The organism is Hwanghaeella sp. (assembly GCF_965227365.1).
Lineage (GTDB): Bacteria > Pseudomonadota > Alphaproteobacteria > UBA8366 > Aestuariispiraceae > Hwanghaeella.
This window is the reverse complement of sequence record NZ_OZ245754.1, coordinates 768871-791818: the sequence shown is the minus strand read 5'-3', so window position 1 is coordinate 791818 and position 22948 is coordinate 768871. Positions and strand designations below refer to the sequence as shown.

General features: G+C 59.4%; 28 protein-coding genes. 11 read left to right on the top strand and 17 right to left on the bottom strand.

What is annotated here, in order from left to right; translation table 11 throughout:
• Positions 1 to 5 precede the first annotated feature (5 nt).
• Both ACQK2G_RS03530 and ACQK2G_RS03525 read right to left on the bottom strand, forming a co-directional pair.
• Complete coding sequence (locus ACQK2G_RS03530) at positions 6 to 1202, bottom strand: FIST N-terminal domain-containing protein (protein ID WP_425403640.1); 1197 nt, start codon at positions 1200 to 1202, stop codon at positions 6 to 8.
• A gap of 88 nt (positions 1203 to 1290) precedes the next feature.
• A complete protein-coding gene (locus ACQK2G_RS03525; protein ID WP_425403639.1) occupies positions 1291 to 1992 on the bottom strand; it encodes a response regulator in 702 nt (233 codons plus the stop codon).
• 195 nt (positions 1993 to 2187) lie between these two features.
• Here ACQK2G_RS03525 and ACQK2G_RS03520 point away from each other — a divergent pair, with 195 nt between their 5' ends.
• The 4 genes from ACQK2G_RS03520 to ACQK2G_RS03505 all read left to right on the top strand — a co-directional run bounded on the left by ACQK2G_RS03520 (position 2188) and on the right by ACQK2G_RS03505 (position 5507).
• Positions 2188 to 3180, top strand: coding sequence for an ABC transporter substrate-binding protein (locus tag ACQK2G_RS03520; protein WP_425403638.1), 993 nt, complete (start codon positions 2188 to 2190; stop codon positions 3178 to 3180).
• A gap of 61 nt (positions 3181 to 3241) precedes the next feature.
• Positions 3242 to 3973 (top strand): ABC transporter permease, encoded by a 732-nt coding sequence (locus ACQK2G_RS03515; protein ID WP_425403637.1) that lies wholly within the window; start codon positions 3242 to 3244, stop codon positions 3971 to 3973.
• Positions 3963 to 4658, top strand: coding sequence for an ABC transporter ATP-binding protein (locus tag ACQK2G_RS03510; RefSeq protein ID WP_425403636.1), 696 nt, complete (start codon positions 3963 to 3965; stop codon positions 4656 to 4658). Before ACQK2G_RS03515 ends, ACQK2G_RS03510 begins: the two co-directional genes overlap by 11 nt.
• A gap of 60 nt (positions 4659 to 4718) precedes the next feature.
• On the top strand, positions 4719 to 5507 hold the full coding sequence (locus ACQK2G_RS03505; RefSeq protein WP_425403635.1) for a pentapeptide repeat-containing protein: 789 nt from the start codon (positions 4719 to 4721) through the stop codon (positions 5505 to 5507).
• A gap of 15 nt (positions 5508 to 5522) precedes the next feature.
• Here the strand turns inward: ACQK2G_RS03505 and ACQK2G_RS03500 are convergent, their stop codons facing one another.
• The 6 genes from ACQK2G_RS03500 to ACQK2G_RS03475 form a co-directional block, all read right to left on the bottom strand.
• Positions 5523 to 6371: an ABC transporter permease gene (locus ACQK2G_RS03500; protein WP_425403634.1), complete on the bottom strand. Its 849-nt coding sequence runs from the start codon at positions 6369 to 6371 to the stop codon at positions 5523 to 5525.
• Entirely contained in the window at positions 6368 to 7120 is a 753-nt protein-coding gene (locus ACQK2G_RS03495) for an ABC transporter ATP-binding protein (RefSeq protein WP_425403633.1), read from the bottom strand. Before ACQK2G_RS03495 ends, ACQK2G_RS03500 begins: the two co-directional genes overlap by 4 nt.
• A 15-nt stretch (positions 7121 to 7135) precedes the next feature.
• Positions 7136 to 7396 (bottom strand): hypothetical protein, encoded by a 261-nt coding sequence (locus ACQK2G_RS03490; protein ID WP_425403632.1) that lies wholly within the window; start codon positions 7394 to 7396, stop codon positions 7136 to 7138.
• A 62-nt stretch (positions 7397 to 7458) separates the two neighbouring features.
• Complete coding sequence (locus ACQK2G_RS03485; protein ID WP_425403631.1) at positions 7459 to 7902, bottom strand: hypothetical protein; 444 nt, start codon at positions 7900 to 7902, stop codon at positions 7459 to 7461.
• 64 nt (positions 7903 to 7966) lie between these two features.
• Complete coding sequence (locus ACQK2G_RS03480) at positions 7967 to 8941, bottom strand: YVTN family beta-propeller repeat protein (protein ID WP_425407607.1); 975 nt, start codon at positions 8939 to 8941, stop codon at positions 7967 to 7969.
• A gap of 38 nt (positions 8942 to 8979) precedes the next feature.
• On the bottom strand, positions 8980 to 10185 hold the full coding sequence (locus ACQK2G_RS03475) for an ABC transporter substrate-binding protein (protein WP_425403630.1): 1206 nt from the start codon (positions 10183 to 10185) through the stop codon (positions 8980 to 8982).
• A 166-nt stretch (positions 10186 to 10351) separates the two neighbouring features.
• On the opposite strand from ACQK2G_RS03475, the gene ACQK2G_RS03470 reads away from it, so the two are divergent.
• The 3 genes from ACQK2G_RS03470 (at position 10352) to ACQK2G_RS03460 (ending at position 12448) form a co-directional block, all read left to right on the top strand.
• Positions 10352 to 10858, top strand: coding sequence for a DUF3280 domain-containing protein (locus tag ACQK2G_RS03470; RefSeq protein WP_425403629.1), 507 nt, complete (start codon positions 10352 to 10354; stop codon positions 10856 to 10858).
• Between the two features lie 70 nt (positions 10859 to 10928).
• Complete coding sequence (locus ACQK2G_RS03465; protein WP_425403628.1) at positions 10929 to 11468, top strand: SRPBCC family protein; 540 nt, start codon at positions 10929 to 10931, stop codon at positions 11466 to 11468.
• Positions 11465 to 12448 (top strand): hypothetical protein, encoded by a 984-nt coding sequence (locus ACQK2G_RS03460; protein ID WP_425403627.1) that lies wholly within the window; start codon positions 11465 to 11467, stop codon positions 12446 to 12448. The genes ACQK2G_RS03465 and ACQK2G_RS03460 overlap by 4 nt, the downstream gene beginning before the upstream one ends.
• A 26-nt stretch (positions 12449 to 12474) precedes the next feature.
• Here the strand turns inward: ACQK2G_RS03460 and ACQK2G_RS03455 are convergent, their stop codons facing one another.
• From ACQK2G_RS03455 to ACQK2G_RS03415, 9 genes are all read right to left on the bottom strand, one after another.
• Positions 12475 to 13017 (bottom strand): PQQ-dependent catabolism-associated CXXCW motif protein, encoded by a 543-nt coding sequence (locus ACQK2G_RS03455; RefSeq protein WP_425403626.1) that lies wholly within the window; start codon positions 13015 to 13017, stop codon positions 12475 to 12477.
• Positions 13014 to 13868 carry a substrate-binding domain-containing protein gene (locus ACQK2G_RS03450; RefSeq protein WP_425403625.1) on the bottom strand — a complete coding sequence of 285 codons (855 nt, stop codon included), beginning with the start codon at positions 13866 to 13868 and terminating at the stop codon, positions 13014 to 13016. The genes ACQK2G_RS03455 and ACQK2G_RS03450 overlap by 4 nt, the downstream gene beginning before the upstream one ends.
• Positions 13849 to 14361, bottom strand: a complete 513-nt coding sequence (locus ACQK2G_RS03445) for a c-type cytochrome, methanol metabolism-related (RefSeq protein WP_425403624.1) — start codon at positions 14359 to 14361, stop codon at positions 13849 to 13851. Before ACQK2G_RS03445 ends, ACQK2G_RS03450 begins: the two co-directional genes overlap by 20 nt.
• Before the next feature lie 128 nt (positions 14362 to 14489).
• Complete coding sequence (locus ACQK2G_RS03440; RefSeq protein ID WP_425403623.1) at positions 14490 to 16292, bottom strand: methanol/ethanol family PQQ-dependent dehydrogenase; 1803 nt, start codon at positions 16290 to 16292, stop codon at positions 14490 to 14492.
• A 409-nt stretch (positions 16293 to 16701) separates the two neighbouring features.
• Entirely contained in the window at positions 16702 to 17277 is a 576-nt protein-coding gene (gene gfa, locus ACQK2G_RS03435) for an S-(hydroxymethyl)glutathione synthase (RefSeq protein ID WP_425403622.1), read from the bottom strand.
• 110 nt (positions 17278 to 17387) lie between these two features.
• Positions 17388 to 18218 (bottom strand): S-formylglutathione hydrolase, encoded by an 831-nt coding sequence (fghA, locus tag ACQK2G_RS03430; protein WP_425403621.1) that lies wholly within the window; start codon positions 18216 to 18218, stop codon positions 17388 to 17390.
• A 90-nt stretch (positions 18219 to 18308) separates the two neighbouring features.
• Entirely contained in the window at positions 18309 to 18710 is a 402-nt protein-coding gene (locus ACQK2G_RS03425; RefSeq protein WP_425403620.1) for an SRPBCC family protein, read from the bottom strand.
• A gap of 63 nt (positions 18711 to 18773) precedes the next feature.
• The gene (locus tag ACQK2G_RS03420; RefSeq protein ID WP_425403619.1) at positions 18774 to 19889 is read right to left on the bottom strand and encodes an S-(hydroxymethyl)glutathione dehydrogenase/class III alcohol dehydrogenase; all 1116 of its coding nucleotides are present in this window, start codon (positions 19887 to 19889) and stop codon (positions 18774 to 18776) included.
• A gap of 160 nt (positions 19890 to 20049) precedes the next feature.
• Complete coding sequence (locus ACQK2G_RS03415; protein WP_425403618.1) at positions 20050 to 20721, bottom strand: hypothetical protein; 672 nt, start codon at positions 20719 to 20721, stop codon at positions 20050 to 20052.
• Between the two features lie 162 nt (positions 20722 to 20883).
• On the opposite strand from ACQK2G_RS03415, the gene pqqA reads away from it, so the two are divergent.
• Genes pqqA through pqqD form a run of 4 tightly spaced genes read left to right on the top strand, consistent with a single transcriptional unit; the run spans position 20884 to position 22947 of the window.
• Positions 20884 to 20976, top strand: coding sequence for a pyrroloquinoline quinone precursor peptide PqqA (gene pqqA, locus ACQK2G_RS03410; RefSeq protein WP_127763573.1), 93 nt, complete (start codon positions 20884 to 20886; stop codon positions 20974 to 20976).
• A gap of 38 nt (positions 20977 to 21014) precedes the next feature.
• The gene (gene pqqB, locus ACQK2G_RS03405) at positions 21015 to 21914 is read left to right on the top strand and encodes a pyrroloquinoline quinone biosynthesis protein PqqB (RefSeq protein ID WP_425403617.1); all 900 of its coding nucleotides are present in this window, start codon (positions 21015 to 21017) and stop codon (positions 21912 to 21914) included.
• On the top strand, positions 21911 to 22663 hold the full coding sequence (gene pqqC / locus ACQK2G_RS03400) for a pyrroloquinoline-quinone synthase PqqC (protein WP_425403616.1): 753 nt from the start codon (positions 21911 to 21913) through the stop codon (positions 22661 to 22663). The genes pqqB and pqqC overlap by 4 nt, the downstream gene beginning before the upstream one ends.
• Positions 22660 to 22947 (top strand): pyrroloquinoline quinone biosynthesis peptide chaperone PqqD, encoded by a 288-nt coding sequence (gene pqqD / locus ACQK2G_RS03395; protein ID WP_425403615.1) that lies wholly within the window; start codon positions 22660 to 22662, stop codon positions 22945 to 22947. Before pqqC ends, pqqD begins: the two co-directional genes overlap by 4 nt.
• Position 22948: the final 1 nt, after the last annotated feature.

The window sequence follows — 22948 nt, the reverse complement described above, 5'->3', positions numbered from 1 at the left end:
TGCCCTTACTTCTCGACCTCTCCGCCGGTTTCTTCTTCGTTATCCGGATCGAAAAAAGCCACCCCCACGAAAGTCTGATTTACATGCATTCCGTGATACTGCTCCCCATACGTGGAGAAACCGATCACACGGTTCTGCCTCAACAATTCCGACACAGCGTTGTATTTCTTCAATAATTCGGATTCCAACCGACGAAGCATGCAGTCGAATCCCAGAACCAGTGTCGGACGGCCATGCTTCGCCTTCAGGTTCGTAAATTCGCGGTCGAGATGCGCGACGATGTCCTGGGCCTGACCGACCGTCATCACCAGCCCTTCGTCGATTGCACACAGGAAGCTCAATCCGTCGTCTTCTTCGACCTTCTGGATCGCGCGGACATGATATTTCCCGCCGACCCGAACCAGCGTCGGCCGTGTCGCAAAGACGAAAGGCGAAAGCTCATCGACGGAACAGCCGACGGCGCGTGCATATTCGACCGCGGCAGGCTCCGCATTGATTTCGCGGACCAGCCTTCGGCCGGGGTCGGCCTCGGTCACGACCATGCGTTTTTCCGTCGGCAAGAAGTGGTCGAAGCGCAATTCGGTGAACCGGTAATTCGTCGCGAGCAGGGTGAGCAGCGCTGCGTCGGAATGGAATTTGCCGTCGTGCAAAACGAAGGTTTGTTGGAAATCGAGCCCGTCGCCTGCAGACCCGCCCAGGATCGGTATCGGCGCGAGGCCGGGCTCGAAGGCCGACAGCAGGGCCTCCTCCTGCCGGCACATCCCGTCCGTCAGCAGGATCGCAAGACTGCTCCAACCCGGCGTTTCGCCAAAATCGGAGACGAATTCACGGCAAAAGCGCAGGCCGTCGTCGATCGAGAAACGCGACAGATTGGTGAGCAATCGGGATGAAAAACGGAAATGCAGTCGCGGGAAAGCAACCCCGGTCAAAGTGCCCGTTTCATACCCAAGCGGCGTGATCTCACCTGCCGTGGTGCAGCCGATGACGGGGGTCGCGCCAAAACTTTCCGACAAAGCGCCCGCCAGCTTGTCCTTATCGAAATGCGGCGATGCGAATATCAGGACGACCGCCGCTTCGACATCCTTCAATTGTGCCGCAAGGTCCGCCACCGCCTCGGTCGCGTTCTGCTTGCGCGAAACGCCACTGACGAGCTCGTTGCGCCGTTCAGCCGCAATTGTCCATAACCGTGAAAGCACGTTCATATCGACTGCTTTCTTTCCTCCCGTTGCACCCGGCCCCTGTCGATCTGCGCCGACTATGCTTACGGTCCAGGTTTAAGCGACCACCATTTTAGGATCGACCGGCCCCCGCGCCCAAGGGGATCCGCGCTTCATTGGCAATCAAAACAGCCTGTGTCCTGGTATGAACACCCAACTTCCGCAAAATCGCCGTCACGTGCGCTTTCACTGTAGTCTCGGCGATCGAAAGTTCATAAGCGATCTGCTTGTTCAGCTTGCCTTCACACAGCAATTCAAGAATACGAAGTTGCTGGGCAGTCAGGCTGGAAAGGCGCTTCGCGGCCTCATCCACCTGAGCGCCGCCGGCGTCGTCCTGCTGTGGCGGCGTATAGCCTTCCGGTGTGTAGATATCGCCCGCCCAGATCCGCTTGAACGCATCGATCAGCATCTGTCTGGAAGCGTCCTTGCGGACAAACCCTGCCGCCCCGGCCGCCATCACCGCCGCAATGACCGTGTCCTCGCCAAAAGCGGAGACCACGATGACCGGCGTATGCGGCGCGGTCGCCTTCAGGCGCAGCAATCCGCTGACCCCTTGCACATCAGGCAAGTTTAGGTCGAGAACGATGGCGTCCGGCTCGAAATCCTTGGACAGCCGTTCCAAAGCCCCGGTCAAGGTGCTGGCGGTTCTTATCGTCCGCAACGGCAATGCCGTCTGCAACGTCGTCGCCAGCGCGTCGCGAAACAACGGATGGTCGTCCACGACGAGGACGGATTTGATCTGATCGGCCGCGCATGTCACCGACGTGTGTTCCAACGGTCGGTTCCTCCCAAAATGTTCCTTAGTATAATTGTTTCCGGAAAGTACGCCGAAACAGGGCCGTTCTTGCAAGCATAACATGAACGTACGAACCGGCCGGACGCGTCACAGGCGCCCCCTATAGCCTATGGTTCTATTTCCCGGCAGCCGGCGGTTTCCTATACTAAGAGCAAGAAAAAACGGGAGGAAACCATGCCGGGGCGTTTTCGGCTGGTGGTCGGCCTTTTGGCCGTCGTCATATTGTACTTTAGTCCTATAAACACCGGCGAAGCCGCCGCCGGGCCGGATTCAATCCGGATTGCGGCCCTTAAATTCGGCACTGTGAATTGGGAACTGGACACCATTCTACATGGCCGCTTGGACGAGGCGAACGGCTTCACGTTGGATGTAAAACCGATGGCGGGATCCGCCGCCGCCAAGATCGCCTTCGAAAGCGGTGAGGCCGATGTCCTCGTGTCGGACTGGATTTGGGTGGCGCGGCGTCGCGCGGCCGGCGCGGATATCGTATTCCTGCCCTATTCGAAAGCTGTCGGCGGGTTGATGGTGCCGTCCGCCTCCCCGGTCCGCGCCATTCCCGGATTGACCCAAATGAAAATCGCGATCGCCGGCGGTCCTTTGGACAAGAGCTGGTTGATCCTGCAGGCTCATGCCCTGAAAAACGGGTTCGACCTGAAAGGAAGCACCGACCAAGTCTTCGGTGCCCCCCCGCTGCTCCACCAGAAAGCCCTGGCGGGAGAGTTCGGCGGGATCGTCAATTTCTGGCACTATATGGCGCGTATGGAAGCCAACGGTTTCAGAACCTTGCTGACCGTCGGCGAAGCGGCACGCGATCTGGGACTCGATCCGGATATTCCCCTGCTGGGTTATGTGATGCGCGGCGACTTCGCCCGCGCGCATGCCGATGCGGTGCGCGGCTTCGCCGCAGCGTCCCGCGCCGCCAAGAACAAACTGGCGGAGGACGACGACGCCTGGACGCGCTTGCGGCCGATCATGAATGCGGCCAGCGACGCTGAATTCGAGCGATTGAAAGCCGGTTTCCGTGCCGGCATCCCCGAAAAGTGGGCGGTCGACCCGAACGCCGCAGCCCAATTCTTCGACTTGATGGTGAAATTGGGCGGCGAGCAGCTCGTCGGCGGGGCGAAGACCCTGCCGGACGGCGTCTTCATCGATACCGGCGGGTGGTAGAGCCTTGGCGGAGGATCAGAGTCGACGCAGTCCGATCGGAAGGAAAGGCCTATCGCCCGCGATGCTGCTTTTCCCGTTTCTTTTTGTCGGGATCTGGGCTGCGTCGGCGCATCTGGCCGGCAATGAAACGACCTTTCCGTCCCCGCTGAGGGTCTGGACCATCGTATTGGCGGAGGCGAAATCCGGCGACTTGTTCATCCATGTCGGCGCCACCCTGGCGCGGGTGATCGCCGCCTTTGTCATCGCCATGGGGGTCGGCTGCGCCATCGGCCTGTGGATGGGACGGAACCGCGGCATAAACCGATGGGCCGATCCGTGGCTGGTTTTCTTTCTGAACCTACCGGCGCTGGTGACGATCGTGTTGTGCTATATCTGGATCGGCCTGACCGAAGCGGCTGCCATCACCGCAGTGGCGATCAACAAGATCCCGATGGTCGCGGTCATGATGCGGGAAGGGGCGCGAACATTGGATCCGGGCCTGAACGATATGGCCCGTGTTTTCCGGATGAGCCCCGGCGCGAAATTGGCCCATATCGTCATTCCGCAACTCGCACCTCATTTCGCCTCAGCCGGGCGCGCAGGCATTGCCCTGATCTGGAAAATCGTCCTGGTGGTTGAACTGCTTGGCGCTTCGACCGGTGTCGGCTTCCAGATACACACCTATTTCCAGCTCTTCGACGTCGGCGCCGTCCTGGCCTATGCGTTGAGTTTCATAGCGGTCATGCTGACGGTTGAATATCTGCTGCTACAACCCTGGGAACGACATGCAAACCGGTGGCGCAATGCAGATTGACGTCAGGCACAAGAACTTCGGCGCCACGCAAATCCTCGATTGGATAGAATTGTCCATCGGCAAGGGGGAGATCGTCGCCCTGACCGGTCCCTCCGGTGTTGGGAAGACGACCCTGCTCCGGATCATCGCCGGTCTCGACAAGGATTTCCAGGGTTCGGTAACCGATCCCGGGCGGATAGCGATGGTGTTCCAGTCGCCGACACTGCTGCCGTGGCGAAATGCGGTGCAAAACCTGACGCTGACGACGGGCGCGGATCCTCGCGCCGCCATCCGCCTGCTGGAGGAAGTCGGGTTGGAAGGCAAGGCGGACTTCTTTCCCGGTCAGTTGTCGCTGGGCCAGCAAAGGCGATTGGCTCTGGCCCGCGCTTTGGCTGCGGACCCCGCGACGCTGCTGCTGGACGAACCCTTCATTTCACTCGACGAGGACACCGCCGCACGCATGCGCCAGCTCACGATGAAGGTCCTGGAAGACAGACGCATCGCTACCCTGATCGTCACGCATGACCTGATCGAGGCGGCAACATTTGCGGACCGTGTAGCCATACTCGCTGGCCGTCCGGCGAGCATCGAGACGATCGCTTCGATCAGCACGCCCCGTCACGCGCGCGACCCGGTGAAAGAAGCCGATGCCCTCAGGGCGGTCATGCCGAGTTCGTCGAACAGTGCTCACGGGAAGCTTACTTGACCGTGTTGCCCTCCCCGCTAGCCTGACGATGAGGGAACACGCCGAACAGGCGGAGAAACAATGAACAAGCTGACCAATGTCGTGCTGGCGGCCTTGCTGCTGTCCTCGCCCGCGGCGGCCCAGAACGTCATGCAGGGCGTGGATATGACCTCGGCTGCGATGACGGAAGCCACGATGACCCGCGGCGAGGTCGAGGCGCTTCTGACCAAGGCAAGGACAGAGGGCAGGACAGCGGATCTGACCGGCGCGCGCCTGAACGGTCTGGATCTGTCCGGCTTGGATTTTTCGGGCGCAACCCTGCGCGCGGCCCGCCTGAACAAAACGATGCTCGTGGGCGCGAAATTGGACGGGGCGATCCTGGATCAGGCCTGGATGCACAGCGCGAACCTTGCCGGCGCGTCGCTCAAGGGCGCCAACCTGTTCCAGACCCAATTGATCCGGGCTGACCTCAGCGATACCGATTTCAGCGGGGCACGAGCGCCGGCGAATTTCACCCGGGCCAACCTGACCGGTGCTGTATTTCGAAATGCCGATCTTTCCGCGGATATGAAGAACCAGTCCATGGGTCTGATGCGCGGCGACCTAACCAAGGCGATCCTGACGCGCGCCGATTTCGAAGGCGCGAACTTGGCTCGTGTCGTCTTCGACTTTGCGGTCTTGGAGCAAAGCCGTCTTGTCAAAGCGAACCTGATGGGGGCCAGCCTATCAGGCGCGCGCTTCACCCAAACCGATATAACCGGCGCGAATTTCAACGAGGCCGATGTCGCGGGAGCCCGGTTCAACAGCCTCCTCGGGGAGGACAGCGCCAACCTGTCGAAGGCCAAGAACCTGGACAGAGCTATTCGGTAGCTCGATCAGTGGCCCTCAACCGCCACGGCGTTTTGCGATCAGCCCCTTGGACGGATCATAAGCGAAGATCGCCGCCGCCATGAAGACGATCGTCACCCCGACGACGACGACAAGCGCCAGTCCGTTCAACTGTCCGTACAGCGCGAACCGGATCAATTCCACCGCGTAGGTAAATGGGTTCAGCGCACAGATGTCATGGAGCAGGGTGCTGGATTCCGCCATGCGCCAAAGCGGGTAGAGCGCGGAAGAGGCAAAGAACATCGGGAAGATCACGAAGTTCATGATTCCCGCGAAATTCTCCAACTGTCGGATCGTTGACGACAGGAACAAACCGATCGCCCCCAGCATCATGCCCGACAAGATCAGCGCCGGCAGCGCCATCAGATATCCCAGCGGCGGCGGTTCCACCTCCCAGAACCAGGCAACAGCCAGGAAGGCGTAGACCTGAACGATCGACACGGCGACGCCGGCCATCAGCTTCGACGACAGCAGGAACCAGCGAGGAAATGGACTAACCAGCAAGGTCCGCATGGCCCCGGTTTCCCGGTCATAGACCATGCTCAACGAGGATTGCATGCCATTGAACAACTGAATCATCGCGCACAAGCCCGGGGTCACATAGACCTCGTAGAGCACATAAGTGTCATAGGGCTCGGTGATCGACAGCCCCAGGACCGAACGGAAACCGGCGGCGAAAATGAACAGCCAGACCAAAGGCCGGACCAGCGCCGATACGAAACGTTCCCGCTGCCTGGCGAAGCGCAGCATTTCGCGCCATACAACGCCGCGGAAGGCCGACAGACGGCCGTCCCAGCCAAGTCGGCGATGCGCACGAGGAGCGTTGTTCGACGTATCACCGCTCATGCCGCTGCCTCCCGCCCCGTCAGCGACAGGAACGCGTCGGACAGGGTCTCTTCCCCCGCGATTTCGGAAGCCGGCGCATCCGCAAGCACTTTTCCTTTGTGCAGCACCGTCACGTGGTCCTGCGGACGGATCTCATCAAATAAGTGGGTGGCCCATAACACGCCCACGCCTTCCTTTGAGACGAGGTCGCGGACCAGTTCGACGACTTCCAGGCGCGATTTTACATCCAGCCCGACAGTCGGTTCATCCAACAACAGCAGCCGCGGGCCATGCATGAGCGCCCTGGCGATTTCCGCGCGTCGGGCCTGTCCGCCGGATAGGGCGGCGACCCGGCTGTCCATCTTGTCACCCAGCCGGACGAGATCGACCACGGTTTCCGCGCGGGCCCTTGCTTCCTTCCGGCTCATCCCATGTAGGGCCGCGTGATAGGAAAGGTTCTGCCAAATGCTCAAATCCCGGTCGAGCGATCGGCTTTGGAACACGACGCCCAACTCCGCCAGGGCGGGGCCCGGTTTGCGGCGCACGTCGTGACCCCACACCCGGATCGATCCGGTGACATTGTCATAGAGCCGGGTAATCAAGGAAAACAGGGTCGTCTTGCCCGCCCCGTTGATCCCCAGCAAAGCTACGAAAACGCCCTCCGGTACATGCAGCGAAACGTCGTCCAGGGCCTTTAACGGACCGAACGAATGACTGACGCCTTCGACATCGAGTGCCGAAGGCGCCGTGCTGTTCCGTTCCGTCGTCATCGCGCGGCCAATGCGCTATTCCGCGCGTTTCTCGATGACGGCGAAGTTGGCATCAAGTTCGATATCGTATTGGCCATCGACGCAGAGCACGTCGTCCAATTCGAAACCGTCGCCTTCCTTCTCGATATCATCGTCATCCATTTCACACTGCATTTCGGCCAAGAGGGCATTGATGCGGTCGATCTCTTCCGCAGTCGGATCATCGGAAGCCCAAGCCGGACCGCCTGCTATGATCAACAGAATTCCGGCAAGACATAAAGCGCGCAAGTCTTTCATTGCATCCCCCTTCACGATGAAATCATTTCCACCGCCTGTCGTGTGGCCTCCGTCCGGAGCCCCTATTGAATGGATATCTGGACCCTTTGCGATTCGCCGGAGCTTCCGGGAATCTTCAACTCGTACCGGCCAGGCTTGATCGCGATAAAAGACATGTGGATCACACCCTCGTCATCGAATTCGAAACTATCCAAGCCGAGGGGGCGGATTTCCAGATCGTTGATCACCACTTCGTTCACCCAGATCGCCCGAAAGAACTCCGGTCCGGCGATGGCCAGTTCGGCCGAGCCGTCGCTGACAAAGTCGATCTTGTAATAGGCGCCCGATTGCAGCTGCAGCGGCTTTTCCGCCAGGGGTTTGCCCGATGCGAGCGTGATCGGCGGCAATGTTTCCCGATTGCATTTCGCAAGCAGGCCCGCGAAGCCGAGCTTGTCGCACAATGGCGCGGATTGCGCCGGTATCGCGAAGGACACTACCAGCAGTCCGATAATCGAAAGAATACGCATCGTTCTCACCTCCCTGCCGCCAATTGAGTCGATGATGATTGGCGGCCTGTTGATCATTCAGGCGTCAGTTCGGAGATACGACGACACCCCAGGGCTGTTCCCCGACTTGCACCGATTTTATGACTTTGACGTCTTCGACATCGATGATCGAAATATCGTTGGAATTGCCGTTCGTCGTGATGAGAAATTTCTCATCCGGCGTGAATGCCATCTGCCAGACACGCTGCCCTACGAGCAGATAGTCCACGACCTCGTCCGTATCGCCATCAATGACGGCGACGCGGTTCGCCGGCCCTAGTGCCACGAAGACCTTCTTGCCGTCCGACGTTGCGCGGACGCCGACGGGCTGCAAGGCCTCCGGCGCGATACCGGGAACGGAGAAGGTGATCTTCTTGGTGATCGTGCCGGCCGCGGGATCGATCACCGACACCGTTCCGCCGATTTCCGCGCTGACATAGAGTTTGGATCCATCCGCCGTGAATTGCGCGAAGCGCGGGCGCTGATCGACCAGGACGTTCTGAACGATCTCGAACGTTTCCGTATCGATGAAATGCGCCATGTTCGTCGTTTCCGACGTGTTCACGACGATCTTTCCGTCCGGTGAAATCCCCATTCCCTCCGGCTCAACCCCGACCGGCACCTCGGCGATCATCGTATGCTTCTCTACGTCAACGACGGTGACGATGTTGTCGTCCTCATTGGCGATGTAAAGCGGATTACCCGACGGATGCAGGATGAACAGTTCCGGGTCGGGACCCGAAGGAAGCGTATGCGTCTGTTTCATGGTCGCCGTGTCGAAGACGCGGACCGTGTCGTCGTCGGAGGCGCAGACATAAAGCTCCTTACCGTCATGACTGATGGTAATGCCGCGCGGACGCTGCCCGCCGGGAATGGTGTCCGTCACCTCCCAGGTTTCGCTGTCCAGGATCGTGATCGTATTGCCCTTCTCATTCGTGACATACACCGTGTATGCCGCGGCGGATTGGACATGGGTCAGGGCACCGAACGCGATCAGGGCTGCAATGGTCGAACGGATCATCACGGATACTTCCTTCCCTTGGGCGGTTCGCCCGTCATCTATCGCCCGCAGGTCGATTCGGGCTCGTCGAAGCCCAATGTGTCCAGGCGGGAAACCTTGTGGAGATATTCCTGTTGCGGCGAAACGGAGACCAGAACCTTGTCGCCCGTCAGCAGGACCGGTTGGCGCAGTTGCCCGTTCCACGGCCGGAAGGTCACTTTCACGCCCTTGAACGCGGCAAGTTCGAAATCCGGGCCAAGCAGGAAATCCCGCATCACAGCCGGGTCGTAGGAATTGGTCCGCGTGACGACTTCCCCCAACACGCGCAGCGCCAGCCATACCTGATAGTCAAGCGGCCGTGTATAGCGGTTGGACGTCCGCTCGAACCGGCGTTGGAATTGCGTTGCGCCCCAAGCCTCGTGAGCCGGATGGAATGTGGTCGGCCGCAATCCCGCCGACCCTGCGATCGGTCGCGGATCCCATGTCTGGTATGGAAGGTAAGCGGCGAACACATCCGCTTCATCCGCCGCGACGATCACGTCATGGTCGTCCATGCGCTGTGTGAAAACCGGAATTTGTTTTTGCACTTGGACGTGGCCGGAATCCGTTCGACGGGCCCCGCCCGTATCCTCGAAAACCCGTTCCTCGACAATCTTCGCGCCGAACTTTCTAGCCGCCCTGCGGTAGGAATCGGCCAATAACTTGTCCTCTGGGTGCGACCCGTGAATCAGCACCCATTCCCGCCATTTCTTCCACATCAGGAATTGTGCCAGCGCGTCCGTCAACATCGCCCGACTGGGCGCCACGTGAAGCAGATTCGGACGGCAATCATCATTGCGGAGACTGTCGTCGGCCGCTTGTGCATTGACCACAAGCGCCCTGTCTCCGACCGCATCGGCAACCGCCAGGGTCGTTGCCGCATCCCCCGCCAGGACAAGGAAACGGACGCCCTCCCCGACGAGGCGCTCAGCTTCCGCCACCGCCTTTTCGGGAGCAACCGCGATATCGATGGTCTCGTATTCTTTTCCGGTGAAACGGCCAGTGGTTTGGTTATCGGCCGTCGCGAGTTGCCCCCCTGCAAAGCCCAGATCTTCCGGCGGCAGATCAAGACGTGAAATCGGTAATGGTTTGGGACTATCGACACGGATGACGCCTGCTTTCACGAGCAGCTTTTCTGCCGACATGGAAGGACGCACCGAAGCCGGCAGGAATGCCAAGGCCATCAGTGCGAAGGTGCAAATTATGGACTTTGCATTCCCACGCATGTTTTCGCTCCCTACCCTGGATTTCATCCAAGAGGCGTGCACGGGTCAAGCAATGTGACGACGATTTTTCCGCATAAGGATTTAATAAGATCAGCTTCCACTCATTCTCGACAATAAGACCTTCATCCAACTTGTCCCGCTTGCCATGGAAGCGCACGATACCGCGATGAAAGTGACGGCCTTCGCCATTCTTCTTGCAGTACAGATGCTCGCCACGGTTGCTTCAGCCACGCCGCTGAAACCGGGCGCGACCGTCGCCTATTTCGGCCTTACCTTTATCGACACATCGACCGAAGGCGCCTATTCGGGTTCCCGGCAGGACGAGGCGGCGCGGCTCGACATGTTGAGCGATTTCGTCCGCCAGGAATTCGCCCGGAAAGGTTTCGTGCTGTTGGACATCGGGCCCGTCCAGGAAGAGATCGACAGGGTCGTCAATCCGGCCGATTGCAATGGGTGCGAAATACTCATGGCGCGTAAACTTGGCGCCGACTACGCCGTGGTAGGCGAGGTGCAGAAGGTTTCGAACCTTATCCTGTCCATGAACCTCGTCGTTCGTGAAACCGCCTCGGGCAACATGGCCAAGGGACTGTCCGTGGATATCCGCGGCAACAATGACAAGTCCTGGCTGCGCGGCATGAGCTATATTCTGCGGAACAACACGTTCAAGGAATGATGGAACGACTACTCTATTTCCGTCATCAGACGACACCTTCAATGAAAACGGGAATCCTTGGGAGGATCGAATGAGGTATTCACTCTTTGCCATTGCCGGTCTGGCGTTGGCCTTGCTGGTTCAGCCCGCTTCGGCGCACGGCCCAACACGCCAGAAGGTTACGGTCAAAACGACCGTTGCCGCGCCCCCCGATGAGGTTTGGGCCGCCATCGGCAATTTCCAGGACATGAGCTGGCATCCCGCTGTACATTCCTCCACGGGCGAGAACGGGAATGCAATCGATGCCACGCGCGTCCTTACCCTGGGCGAAGAGGGCGGACCGACGATCTCCGAAGTACTTTACAAATACTCCGCCGAGAAACGCAGCTACTCCTATCGAATCACGGATGTGAAGGTCGAGGTTCTTCCGGTGACGAACTATTCCTCGCACCTGACCGTTCGTCCGGCGGGTTCGGGGTCGGAGGTCGAATGGCGCGGGGCCTTTTATCGCGGCTATCCGAACAACGATCCGCCGCCGGAATTGAATGACGAGGCGGCGGTTGCCGCTGTCAAAGGGGTCTATGAAGCCGGTTTGCAGGCTTTGCAGGAACGGTTCGGGGCCAGCAATTGAACTGCACCGTCATCGGCGTCATAAAGGGAAAACACGCCGCTGCGATTTCGGTCGCGGCGGCGTTTCTTTGGGCGGCACCGGCCGCGTCCGACACGGCCTTCATAACCAATCAATCGAGCGAGGATCTCACCGTCGTCGATCTCGATAGTGGTGCGGTCCGGCATACGACGGCAATTGGCGGCAAACCCGCCGGCATAGCCGTCGGCCGGCATTGGGGCGCGCCGCCCCAAAGCGTCTATGTGGTCAGCCCCGACAGCAAGACATTGAACATATTGGACGGCGAGGGTCTGCAGGTTCAATCCCGCGTCGCACTGCCGGGCGGTCCATTGGGAATTGCTGTTCATCCGTCAGGAAAGCCTGTCTATGTGGCCGACTGGTACGGATCCCGGCTATGGGCCATTGATCCGGATGCCGGCATCATCATCGGCGAAGTCGCAACCGGCGAATCCCCTTCCGGAATCGCGGTGACGCCCGATGGCGCAAAAGTGTTGAGCGCAGACCGAGACAGCAACCAGGTCACCATTGCCGATACAGAGACGCTCTTGGGTCTGGCCCAAATACCGGTCGGAACCCGACCCTTCGGCATTACGATCGATAAAACCGGCGAACGGGCGTATACGGCGGATGTCGGGTCGAATACCGTCACCGTAATCGATATTTCGACCGCCGAGGTCGTCGGTCGTGTCCCCACCGGCGAGCGTCCCTATGCCGTTGCATTGGCGGGCGGCAAAGGCTTCGTAACCGATCAATACGCGGACACGGTCACCGTCTTCGATCTTCAGACCCTGGAGGTGATCGACCGGTTGGATGTCGGTGAATACCCGGAAGGAATAGACGTATCGAAAGACGGCCGATCGGTCATCGTGGCGAACTGGTTCTCGAACGCAATTTCCGTCATCGATGTCGATACGCTCACGGTAACGCGGGAGATCGAGGTCGGCGATGGGCCCAGGGCGTTCGGCCTGTTTATCGGCGAATGAATGCGGCGGGGATTACGGACCCGCGGTCAGGGCAACGGTTCGATCCGCTCGGTTTCCCAATGGTTTTCCGTCCAGCCATCCGTCCCGTCGGGGTACCAGTGGACGGATGTGTAACCGTATCCCAAAGCGCGCTTCGCCGCGTTCCAGGACATCCAGCACTCCGCCAGGCAAAAAAAGACGACCGGCCGGGTCTTGTCGCCCTCAGTTGCCCGGGCCAAACCCTCCCGGAAATAGGCGTCGGTCTCGGCAGCGATGGCACCATAACCAACATTCACCAGCCAGACGGCGCCCGGGATAGAGTGCCGCGCCTTGTCCCGCCAGATTGTTCCTTCCGGCAGGTTCTTCGGTTTCGGTGCCCGCGGCAGAACGTCGATGAAAACCGCCGCGCCGGTTTCCCAGAGTGCCCGGGCCCCCATGTCGTCCAGAACAGTGGCACCCGCCAGGGACGCCGGCACCGGCGCGCGGTAATTCTCCATCCGGTAGCCGTCCGGCTCCGTCAGTTCGCCGGCCCGCAACGCCCCGGATATCAGCAGGACGGCAAATAAGATGAAGACCCGGATGCCGATCATTTCGCCGAGGTTTTCAGCGCATTCCCCATATCGTCGATCAGCGGAACGCCGTATCCGGTCAGGATATCATCGATCTCACCCTGGTGCTTTCGGATCAAGGAATTCAGCTTCCGCTTCCAGACCAATTCGCCTTGCCGGACACCCATGGTGATCCGGTAGAACAGCCGGGGCGCACCCTGCTCCTTGAGGAGCGGCGTGACGGTGAGGCCCGCCTGTTTGCCGTAATACCCGCCAATGGGGCCCCAAAGAACGGCCGCGTCGATTTCTCCCGCCTGAAGGTCGGCGATCATCTGTTCAGCCGGTGATTCAATCCGTCTGTCGACCATCAGCTTATAGGGTTTGGCCTTTCCGATCAGGCCGTTCCGCGCCATGTGCGTGGCAGGTGGGCTGCCCGCGACGATACCCAGCGTCAACCCTTTCAGCCGATCGTCGGCAAGATGATCGACAGTTTCTATCGCACTGCCTGGCTTGGAAACCAGCACATAGGCCGATGTGTAGTAATGGTTCGTGTTGAGAACCATGTCGTGCCCTTGGGCAAACCCGATGATCACATCGCACCGGTTTTCGATCAGTGTCTTGCGCACGAAACCGATCGCCATGGGGAACCATTCATATTGCAGCGGCAATCCCAGATCGGCGGCCATGACGTCCGCGATCTTGTTTTCGAAACCAGACAGATCCTTGCTAGAAAACGGCGTGTTTGCGGGATCAGCGCAAACACGGAAATGGCTCTGCGAGACGAGATCCGTCGTCTGGGCGCTGGCCGGCATTGCCATACCGGCCAGCATCGCCATCGCGAGGAGCGGCGCCTTCAACGCCGGTCCGATCCGCTTACAGACCGAGGCAAGCATTCTCTTCTTCTCTGATCTCGTCGCTCTTCGGCTCTTTTTTCTTTGGACGGCCGCGCGCAACGGCATCCGTCCCGCGTGCCTTCAGATAGACATAAATGTCGTTGAGATAACACATGACGTTCGGGTTCTCGCCAAAAGCAGGCATCACCGAATTTTGCGCGGCATTGATCTTCTTGCGGCCATTTACCACGACATCGACGAAGTCGTAGTAGTCCATCTCAATGGCGGAAACCTTCAGCGCCGGCGCATAGGTCGATCCTTCGCCTTCCGGGCCGTGGCAAACATGGCATTCGGCGTGGTAGCGGCGGAAACCGGAATAGGTCGGCCAATCGACAGTACCATCCTCGTCGATCTTGTAGGTCGGGATATCATCCTCGGTGAAGTACTTGCCCCCTTCCTCATACGCTACGGTGATGTTATCGGCCTGTGCCGTACCTGCGGCGGCGAGCAGCAGCGCGATGGCGGCGCCGAGCCTGAAAAAGCTGAATGACATTCTTTTCGTTCCCTCATCCTGAACAGAAGTGCACTGGTTTTTTTTCTTCTTATAACGAGTCCGGCGCGGAGATTACACTCCGCGCCGGCCCCGTTGCTGTTAGCAATTAGTATGACGGTTGCGCGACCTTAGTCCGGAAGCGCGAATACCGTCAGCTGACCACCGAGCGCGGTGTAGTTGCTCAGCGCGGCATAGCCACCCACCGCACCGAGACCGTCATTCGGGTTGGTCAGACCGGCCGCCAGACCGATACCGGCCCAACCGCCGACACCCGACAGCACGGCAACATACTGTTTGCCGTTATGGGCATAGGTCATGACGTTGCCGATGATGCCCGACGGTGTCTTGAACTTGTACAGTTCCTCACCGGTATGGGCGTCGACGGCCTTCAGGAAACCTTCCAGCGTGCCGTAGAAGACGACGTCGCCATCGGTCGACATAGCACCCGACCAGACAGAGAACTGTTCCGGGATCGACCAGACGATTTCACCTTTCTTACCGTCCCAGGCGATGAAGTTACCCATGCCACCATGCGAATTCGGGGCCGGGTACATCGACAGGGTCGCACCGACATAGGGCTGACCGGCCGTATAGCTGACACGGAACGGCTCGTAATCCATGCAGACATGGTTGGTCGGCACGTAGAACAGTTCCGTACGCGGGCTGTAGGCAGCCGGCTGCTGGTCCTTCGTTCCCAACGCGGCCGGGCAGACGCCGGTCGTGTTGACGTCTTCACCGTTCTGCTCGGTCGAGTACTTGGAAACGACTTGCGGACGGCCGTATTGCGGCGAGTTCTTGTCCATTTCGACATGTGTCGCCCAGTTCACCACCGGATCGAACTTTTCAGCGACCAGCAGTTCACCGGTGATACGATCCAGCGTGTAGCCGAAACCGTTCCGGTCGAAGTGGGTCAGAAGCTTGCGCATCTTGCCATCAATTTCCTGCTCCGTGAGGATCATTTCATTGATGCCGTCGTAGTCCCACTCGTCATGCGGGGTCATCTGATAGACCCACTTGGCCATGCCGTCATCCGGATCGCGGGCCATGATCGTCATGGACCAACGGTTGTCACCCGGGCGCTGTGCCGGGTTCCAGGTCGACGGGTTGCCCGTGCCGTAATAGAAGAGATCGGCTTCCGGGTCATAGGAGTACCAGCCCCAGGTGGCGCCGCCGCCAATCTTCCACTGATCACCTTCCCAGGTGTTCAGGCCCGAGTCCTTGCCGACCGGCTTACCCAGATGGGTGGTCTTTTGCGGATCCATGAGGATCTGCTCATCCGGGCCCATGGAATAGGCGCGCCAGACGCGTTCGCCGGTTTCGATATTGTAGGCCGTGACGTGGGACTGCACGCCAAATTCACCGCCGGAAATACCGACGATGACCTTGTCCTTCACCGGAAGAACGGTCGCCGTGTTCGTTTCACCCTTCGACGGATCGCCGTTGACGGCGGACCAGCGAACCTGGCCGGACTTCGCGTCAAGCGCGACAACGGTCGTGTCCGCCTGATGCAGGAATACCATGCCGTTCGCAAAGGCCAGGCCACGGTTGACCGTGTCGCAGCACATCACCGGAATGACGTCCGGATCCTGCTTCGGCTCGTATTTCCACTTGATGGCGCCATGATTGTTCAAATCCAGCGCGTACACGATGTTCGGGAACGGTGTATGGACATACATCGTGTCGCCGACAACCAGCGGCGACCCTTCATGGCCGCGCAGCACGCCCGTCGAGAACGTCCATGCGACCTGTAGATCGCCGACATTGTTCTTGTTGATCTGCGAAAGTTTGGAATGTCGGGTATTCGCATAGTCTCCCGTTTGAATAACCCAACCATTTGGGTTTTTCGTACCGGACATGACGCTGTCATTCGCCATGGACATCCCGGTACTGGCGAGCAAGGCCGCGGCCGCGCCCAATAGGATTTTTCTCATTGGATTCCTCCCGTCGGTTACACCGATTGCCGGTATGGTTTTGGGCCGTTTCGACCCGGAACCGGACCAGCAAACCCGCGGGCACAACCCGTGCCCCCGAGGTTCTGTTGCTTGGGACGTAAACCGCCCTTCGCTTTTATTTGGTTCTTAATAAAATCCGCTGGAGCCTTTTTGGGTCAAGCGGAATAGGCCGCGATGAGCCGAAAGTAGTATGCCGATTTCCGCGCTCTCCGGTTGCCGTGCGCGGCCAACGGAAAGGGCTTGGCGGCGCGCGGAATCAAGCGTCCCGTTTGCCGCCAAGTCATTCCGTCGGACGACGTCAATTCAACCGCAGGACGCGCACGGACCACACCGGATCAGGATCGCCTGCCCCGGTTGTGCAACCGCCGCACGGCCGGTGCTTCTTGCCCTAGGACGGCAAGGCACCGCTCGCCTTCGCCACATGCGTCGCGATGGCATCCATCAAAGGCGGTGAAAGGCAATCGTAGGGTTCCAGCCCCAATTCCTTCAGGCGGGCGCGAATGCCGTCCATCTGGCTGGGATCGGTTCCTGACTCGATGACCGACGACACGAATGCCGCGAATTCGGGCGGCGCCCAGCCGGCGTCGTTCGAAAGCTCCGTATGGATGAAGTCCAATCCATAGAAGGGATGACCCTGGTTCTCGATGCGTCCGTACATATGGGCGCCGCACTCCTTGCACGCATGGCGCTGGATTGCCGCGGACGGGTCGACGACCGCCAGTTTGTGACCGTTGGCGGAGACCGCAACCTGGTCCCTTGGCACGACCGCCACCTGCGAGAAGACGGCCCCTGCCGGTTTCCAGCACTTCGTGCAGCCGCAAACGTGGTTGTGTGCGCATTGAGAACCGATGGAGACCTTTACGGGATCGGTCGCGCATTTACAGGTCAGCGTGCCGCCGGAGAAACCGGGAGCAGCAGGTTTCAAACCGCCGTCCACGCTCGGATGGATTTTTACACCACTCATAATAACCTCCCATTTTGTATGGTTTTTTAGATTTACTTCACATACAGGGCAGAAGGCCGCATGAATTTTATTGCTGCGATCCCGCCCTAATCTTGGACGGGAAAAGTGGCCTAGGCCGTTAGACGATCGGCGTGCCAGTCCACATGATCCCGCCCAAAACTGGCGACAAAGAAATAGCTGTGATCGTAACCGGGCTGCATACGGAATACCGATGCAGTCCTCGTTTCAGCCAGGGCATTCGCCAACGCCTCGGGCTTCAACAAATCGAGGAACTGATCCGACGCACCCTGGTCGACGAGGATGCCGCCTTCCCAACCGCGTGCCCGCACCAGCAACGACGAATCGTGGTCGGTCCACTTGCTCTCGTCGGAGCCGAGATAGGCGCCGAGTTGCTTCCGTCCCCAATCGGATGCCGTGGGATTCGCGATCGGCGCGAAGGCGGAAAGCGATGCGTAGAGACCTGGATTACCCAGAGCCAGGGTGATGGCCCCATGCCCGCCCATCGAGTGGCCGGTAACGCCGTGCCGCCCCTCCAGCACCGGAAACTCGGATTGCACGAGATTTCTGAGTTCGGTCTTGATGTAGTCGTACATCTGGAAATGCGGTGCCCATGGATCCTGCGTCGCATTCACATAGAAACCCGCCCCCTTGCCGAGGTCGTACGCCTCGTCATCAGCGACATCGTCGCCGCGGGGAGACGTATCCGGGAACACGACTGCGATGCCGCGACGCGCGGCGTGTTCCTGCAGCCCTGCCTTGGTCATCGCGTTCTCATGCGTGCAGGTCAGGCCCGACAGGTACCAGAGGCAAGGCACGGGCCCCAGCTTGGCTTGCGGCGGCAGGTAGACCGCAAAGGTCATGTCACAGGCGCAACTGGCCGACTTATGCTTATAGACGCCTTGGACTCCGCCGAAACTGGCATTCTCCGAGATCGTCTCCATCGGCTGCACCCCCCTGCTCAAAATCACTAGATGTCACATTACAAAAACAGAAACAAGGAACCCCGAAGCCTGACGGCAGGGGTTCCGGGATCAACTTCCAAACCGACTGGTCAGCGTACCGAGACCCGCTTCATAGATACCCGCCACGACGCCCGACGCCGTTTCGGCAAGCGGGTCGAAGGTGGACGACCAGACCACCACCGAGCCCTGATCGGTTCCGACAACGCTCAATATCGACCGGTAGTTCTTCACGGGGAGAGGGGATTCGACGATCTCGTATCCATAGGACATGCCGTCCGAGCCGAGCGCCTTCTCCAGGATCTCACCGCCACCGGCCAAGCTTAGCCGGCGGTGTTCCACACCATCGACCATCTCCTTGGCCGAGCCTTCCGCCGCAGGATGCCATTCGGGCAGTGCCTGAAAGCCGCCGATGACCGCCCACACGGTCTCGGGCGATGCCTTGACGGAAACGCTTCGGGTGATCTGTGCCATCCTTCCCACTCCACAATTTCAAGAATGGGCGGCCATCCTTTGCCGGACGGCCGCCCGACTGGATCAATACGTCACGACCGCACGAATGGATTCGCCGGCATGCATGAGGTCGAAGCCCTTGTTGATATCGTCCAGCGGCATGGTGTGGGTGATCATCGGATCGATTTCGATCTTCCCGTCCATATACCAGTCAACGATCTTCGGCACATCGGTCCGGCCACGGGCGCCGCCGAAAGCGGTGCCGCGCCATACACGCCCTGTCACCAACTGGAACGGACGCGTCGAAATTTCCGCACCCGCCGCGGCAACGCCGATGATGACCGACTCGCCCCAGCCCTTATGGCAGCATTCCAACGCCGTACGCATGACGTTCACATTCCCGGTGGCGTCGAAGGAATAATCGGCGCCGCCTTTGGTGATTTCCACCAGATGGGCGACGAGATCACCTTCGACTTCGTTCGGGTTGACGAAATGGGTCATGCCGAACTTCTCGGCCATTTCCTTCTTCGCCGGATTGACGTCGACCCCGACGATGATGTCGGCAGCGGCAATCCGCGACAGGCCCTGAATGACGTTCAAACCGATACCGCCCAGACCGAAGACGACGCAGTTCGATCCGGCCTCGACCTTGGCCGTGTTGACCACGGCACCGATGCCTGTCGTAACACCGCACCCGATGTAACAGATCTTGTCGAAGGGCGCGTCCTCCCGAACCTTGGCAAGCGCGATTTCCGGCAGGACCGTGTAATTCGAGAATGTCGAACAACCCATGTAATGCAGAATGGGATCACCATCGAGCGTCGAGAAACGCGAGGTACCGTCCGGCATCACGCCCTGGCCCTGCGTGGAGCGAATGGCCTGGCAGAGGTTGGTCTTCGGGTTGAGGCAATAGTCACATTCGCGGCATTCCGGAGTATAGAGCGGAATGACATGGTCGCCCTTTTTCAGCGACGTAACACCGGGACCGACATCGACGACGACGCCCGCCCCTTCATGACCCAGGATCGCCGGGAAAGCGCCTTCCGGGTCCGCCCCGGACAGGGTGAATTCATCCGTATGGCAGATGCCGGTCGCCTTGACCTCGACCAGAACTTCGCCGGCCTTCGGTCCTTCCAAATTGACGTCGATGACTTCAAGTGGCTTGCCCGCTTGAAAAGCCACAGCTGCGCGCGTCCGCATGCATACCTCCCTGCAAGTTATCCGCAAATAGCGGCCCAGCCCTTATCATGGGCGGTTCGCGGAATATACTCAAACCACTTGGGGGGCAGGATAGGACTTTAGTCTAGAATTGTGAGGCACCACCGAAAACCCGCGGAATTCTGCGTGTTCGGGCAGCCATTCACTTGACGATCGACGTCCTTTCATTACGCGCAAGAAACTGTCTTTCTCCACTCGCCGCGCATTCCCGTATAATCGATGCGCGCTGCACGCCGGCGGGGTAACCGCCGCCCGGAGAAAACAGGCCAGACCGCCGCATTCGCAGCGACATCGTATTGGTGAACTGCCGCAAGCCTGCTCGCGACAATGTTTCGGCCGCCCAGCAATCGGCGCTCAATTCCTGATCCGACACGGCGCGACCCGACGACCACCGGCTGTTCAGCCCTTCCTTGGAAGTGTGTCCCAGCCGGTGATGGGCGCATTCATGTGCGATCAGGAACGCCTTGTGGAATTCGTTGCCGCGCTTGGTCAGAAGCGGATCGATGAAAATGATCTGGCTGCCGTCGGCAGCGGTCACAGCCAGCGAGACATGCCGGGTGGACTGCAAAAAGATCTGAAAGCCGCACCGTTCCGCGTATCCAGGAAACGGCTCTTCATGCCCTTGTACTTTTGGGTCATAGAAGCTGACCGGCAATGCGGCGCTTTGAATGATCCGTTCCGCAGAAAACGCTGTTGGAGTCATCGCCAAAAACAACGCTGAAACCAACATTAGTGAAATCGCGTATACTATGATACCTTTTTGAAAAATAACATTTTGATGCACCGCAAAATTCCTTTTCGTTGCATCGCACAATTATACACAAAATTGCACTTCCGTAAAGATTGGTAACAATCGCAGGCCGCAGGACTCTTAGAATCTTATTAGGAAATTGAAATTGACTTCGTAATGGGGTTGGTCGTACGCCTATTGAGCGTTCAGAATGTTTCTAAACTAATCGAGCAAATGGAGGGAACAATGGCCTGGACTGCTCCGAAGATTGAAGAAGTAACCTGCGGCATGGAAATCAACATGTATTTCCCGGCCGATGATCAGGGCGACCTGTTCTAACTTTTACCCCGAGTTTTTGAGAAAGCGGGGCCGGCACTATGTCTAAGCTCCGCATTCTTGTTCTCGGCGCGGCAGCGGGCGGCGGCTTTCCCCAGTGGAATTGCGGTTGCCCGCTTTGCGTTCGTGCGCGCAGCGGCGACCTGACGCCGCAAAGCCAATCCTCGATCGCCGTATCGGCGAACGGAACGGATTGGGCTATCCTGAATGCATCGCCAGATATCCGGACCCAGTTGGCGGCGTCACCGCCTCTGCACCCGACCGGACCACGCATATCGCCGATCAAGAGCGTCCTCGTCACGAACGGCGACATCGATCATGTCGCCGGGCTGCTTACCCTGCGGGAGAAACAGCCGTTCCAGCTTTTCGCCACGGCCGAGATCCACAGCGTCATCGCCGATAACCCTATCTTCACCGCAGTGGATGCCGATTTGGTGCCGCGCCGGCCAATTGTTTTGGACACGCCGTTCGAACTCGTTCCCGGTCTGACTGCCACCTTGTTTGCCGTTCCGGGTAAAGTTCCGCTTTATCTGGAAGGGGAAGACGTCGTGACCGACCTGGAGGGAGAACAGACTGTCGGCGTGGAACTGACGGCAGGAGATAGGACCGCCTTTTATATACCCGGATGCGCCAAGGTGACGGAAAAAATCGCCGAACGCGTTCGAGGCGCCGAACTACTGCTGTTCGATGGCACCGTTTGGGAAAACGACGAAATGATCCATACAGGCGTCGGTCGAAAAACCGGTGCGCGGATGGGCCATATGGCCATGTCCGGTGAGACGGGCTCCATGGCCGCGCTGAAGGATCTGGAGATCGCCCGGAAGGTATTCATCCACATTAACAATACGAACCCGGCACTCGACCCGGCTTCCGACGAACGCAAGCAGATCGAGGCAGCCGGCTGGTCCGTCGCACAGGACGGCATGGAGTATCAGTTATGAGAGAGCCAGCCTCACGCGCCGATTTCGAAGCGCGACTGCGCCGCATCGGCGACGAACGCTATCACGACAAGCACCCGTTCCATCAGTTGCTGCATTCGGGCGGCTGTACGATGAGCCAGGTTCAGGCCTGGGTCATCAATCGATACTATTATCAATCCCGTATCCCGATGAAGGATGCGGCCTTCATGTCGCGCGTGGAAGATCCAGCCCTGCGACGGGCATGGCGGTCGCGCATTGAGGATCATGACGGCACCGCAGAGAATGAAGGCGGCATTGCCCGCTGGCTGCGCCTCGCCGAGGCGGTCGGACTCGATCCCGACTATGTCGCCTCCACCCGGGGCGTATTGGCCGGAACGCGTTTCGCGGTCGACGCCTATGTCCGTTTCGTGCGGGACAAGACCTTGTTGGAAGCCGTCGCATCGTCGCTGACCGAACTCTTCGCACCGAAAATCCACTCCGAGCGGATCGCCGGGCTGTTGAAGCATTATGATTTCGCGGACGACAACTCCACAGCCTATTTCCAGAACCGATTGAAGGAAGCCCCGAAGGATGTCGCCTTCGGCTTGGCCTGGGTTCTGGACCATGCGGACACGGCCGAAAAGCAGGATGCCTGCGCGGCGGCCCTGACCTTCAAAACGGATGTGTTGTGGTCGCAGTTGGACGCGCTGCATTCCGCCTATGTGGAACCCGCCCGTATTCCGCCCGGGGCATGGCAACCGGGCGAAGGGCAGTTGGAGAAGGCGGCGTGACACTGGCGGCAATAACCGAAACCGACACACCGTTCCTGCCACGCGGGGTTCGGACGAAGTTCGATACGGTTCGCGACATGTGGGTCCTCCTGGCGCCGGAACGCGCGGTCAAACTGGACCCGATCGGCGCCGCAATCCTGGCCGAGGTGGACGGTGCCCGGACACTCGGCGAAATCGCCGGAGAACTGGCGGCCAAATACAATGCCCCGGCCGAACAGATCAAAAAGGATGCCGGCGCGTTTCTTATGTCTCTTATCGAGAGACGAATGGTTGAACTGAGATGAC

Bases quoted from the DNA above. Each gene is read 5' to 3' on its own strand.
- ACQK2G_RS03440 (WP_425403623.1), bottom strand. From the start codon at position 16,292: ATGAGAAAAATCCTATTGGGCGCGGCCGCGGCCTTGCTCGCCAGTACC.
- ACQK2G_RS03480 (WP_425407607.1), bottom strand. From the start codon at position 8,941: ATGATCCGTTCGACCATTGCAGCCCTGATCGCGTTCGGTGCCCTGACC.
- ACQK2G_RS03420 (WP_425403619.1), bottom strand. From the start codon at position 19,889: ATGCGGACGCGCGCAGCTGTGGCTTTTCAAGCGGGCAAGCCACTTGAA.
- ACQK2G_RS03515 (WP_425403637.1), top strand. From the start codon at position 3,242: ATGCTGCTTTTCCCGTTTCTTTTTGTCGGGATCTGGGCTGCGTCGGCG.
- pqqA (WP_127763573.1), top strand. From the start codon at position 20,884: ATGGCCTGGACTGCTCCGAAGATTGAAGAAGTAACCTGCGGCATGGAA.
- ACQK2G_RS03455 (WP_425403626.1), bottom strand. From the start codon at position 13,017: ATGATCGGCATCCGGGTCTTCATCTTATTTGCCGTCCTGCTGATATCC.
- ACQK2G_RS03425 (WP_425403620.1), bottom strand. From the start codon at position 18,710: ATGGCACAGATCACCCGAAGCGTTTCCGTCAAGGCATCGCCCGAGACC.
- ACQK2G_RS03495 (WP_425403633.1), bottom strand. From the start codon at position 7,120: ATGACGACGGAACGGAACAGCACGGCGCCTTCGGCACTCGATGTCGAA.
- ACQK2G_RS03505 (WP_425403635.1), top strand. From the start codon at position 4,719: ATGAACAAGCTGACCAATGTCGTGCTGGCGGCCTTGCTGCTGTCCTCG.
- fghA (WP_425403621.1), bottom strand. From the start codon at position 18,218: ATGGAGACGATCTCGGAGAATGCCAGTTTCGGCGGAGTCCAAGGCGTC.
- pqqB (WP_425403617.1), top strand. From the start codon at position 21,015: ATGTCTAAGCTCCGCATTCTTGTTCTCGGCGCGGCAGCGGGCGGCGGC.
- ACQK2G_RS03470 (WP_425403629.1), top strand. From the start codon at position 10,352: ATGAAAGTGACGGCCTTCGCCATTCTTCTTGCAGTACAGATGCTCGCC.
- ACQK2G_RS03530 (WP_425403640.1), bottom strand. From the start codon at position 1,202: ATGAACGTGCTTTCACGGTTATGGACAATTGCGGCTGAACGGCGCAAC.
- ACQK2G_RS03490 (WP_425403632.1), bottom strand. From the start codon at position 7,396: ATGAAAGACTTGCGCGCTTTATGTCTTGCCGGAATTCTGTTGATCATA.
- ACQK2G_RS03510 (WP_425403636.1), top strand. From the start codon at position 3,963: ATGCAGATTGACGTCAGGCACAAGAACTTCGGCGCCACGCAAATCCTC.
- ACQK2G_RS03450 (WP_425403625.1), bottom strand. From the start codon at position 13,868: ATGCTTGCCTCGGTCTGTAAGCGGATCGGACCGGCGTTGAAGGCGCCG.
- ACQK2G_RS03475 (WP_425403630.1), bottom strand. From the start codon at position 10,185: ATGCGTGGGAATGCAAAGTCCATAATTTGCACCTTCGCACTGATGGCC.
- gfa (WP_425403622.1), bottom strand. From the start codon at position 17,277: ATGAGTGGTGTAAAAATCCATCCGAGCGTGGACGGCGGTTTGAAACCT.
- ACQK2G_RS03520 (WP_425403638.1), top strand. From the start codon at position 2,188: ATGCCGGGGCGTTTTCGGCTGGTGGTCGGCCTTTTGGCCGTCGTCATA.
- ACQK2G_RS03500 (WP_425403634.1), bottom strand. From the start codon at position 6,371: ATGAGCGGTGATACGTCGAACAACGCTCCTCGTGCGCATCGCCGACTT.
- ACQK2G_RS03465 (WP_425403628.1), top strand. From the start codon at position 10,929: ATGAGGTATTCACTCTTTGCCATTGCCGGTCTGGCGTTGGCCTTGCTG.
- pqqC (WP_425403616.1), top strand. From the start codon at position 21,911: ATGAGAGAGCCAGCCTCACGCGCCGATTTCGAAGCGCGACTGCGCCGC.
- ACQK2G_RS03485 (WP_425403631.1), bottom strand. From the start codon at position 7,902: ATGCGTATTCTTTCGATTATCGGACTGCTGGTAGTGTCCTTCGCGATA.
- ACQK2G_RS03445 (WP_425403624.1), bottom strand. From the start codon at position 14,361: ATGTCATTCAGCTTTTTCAGGCTCGGCGCCGCCATCGCGCTGCTGCTC.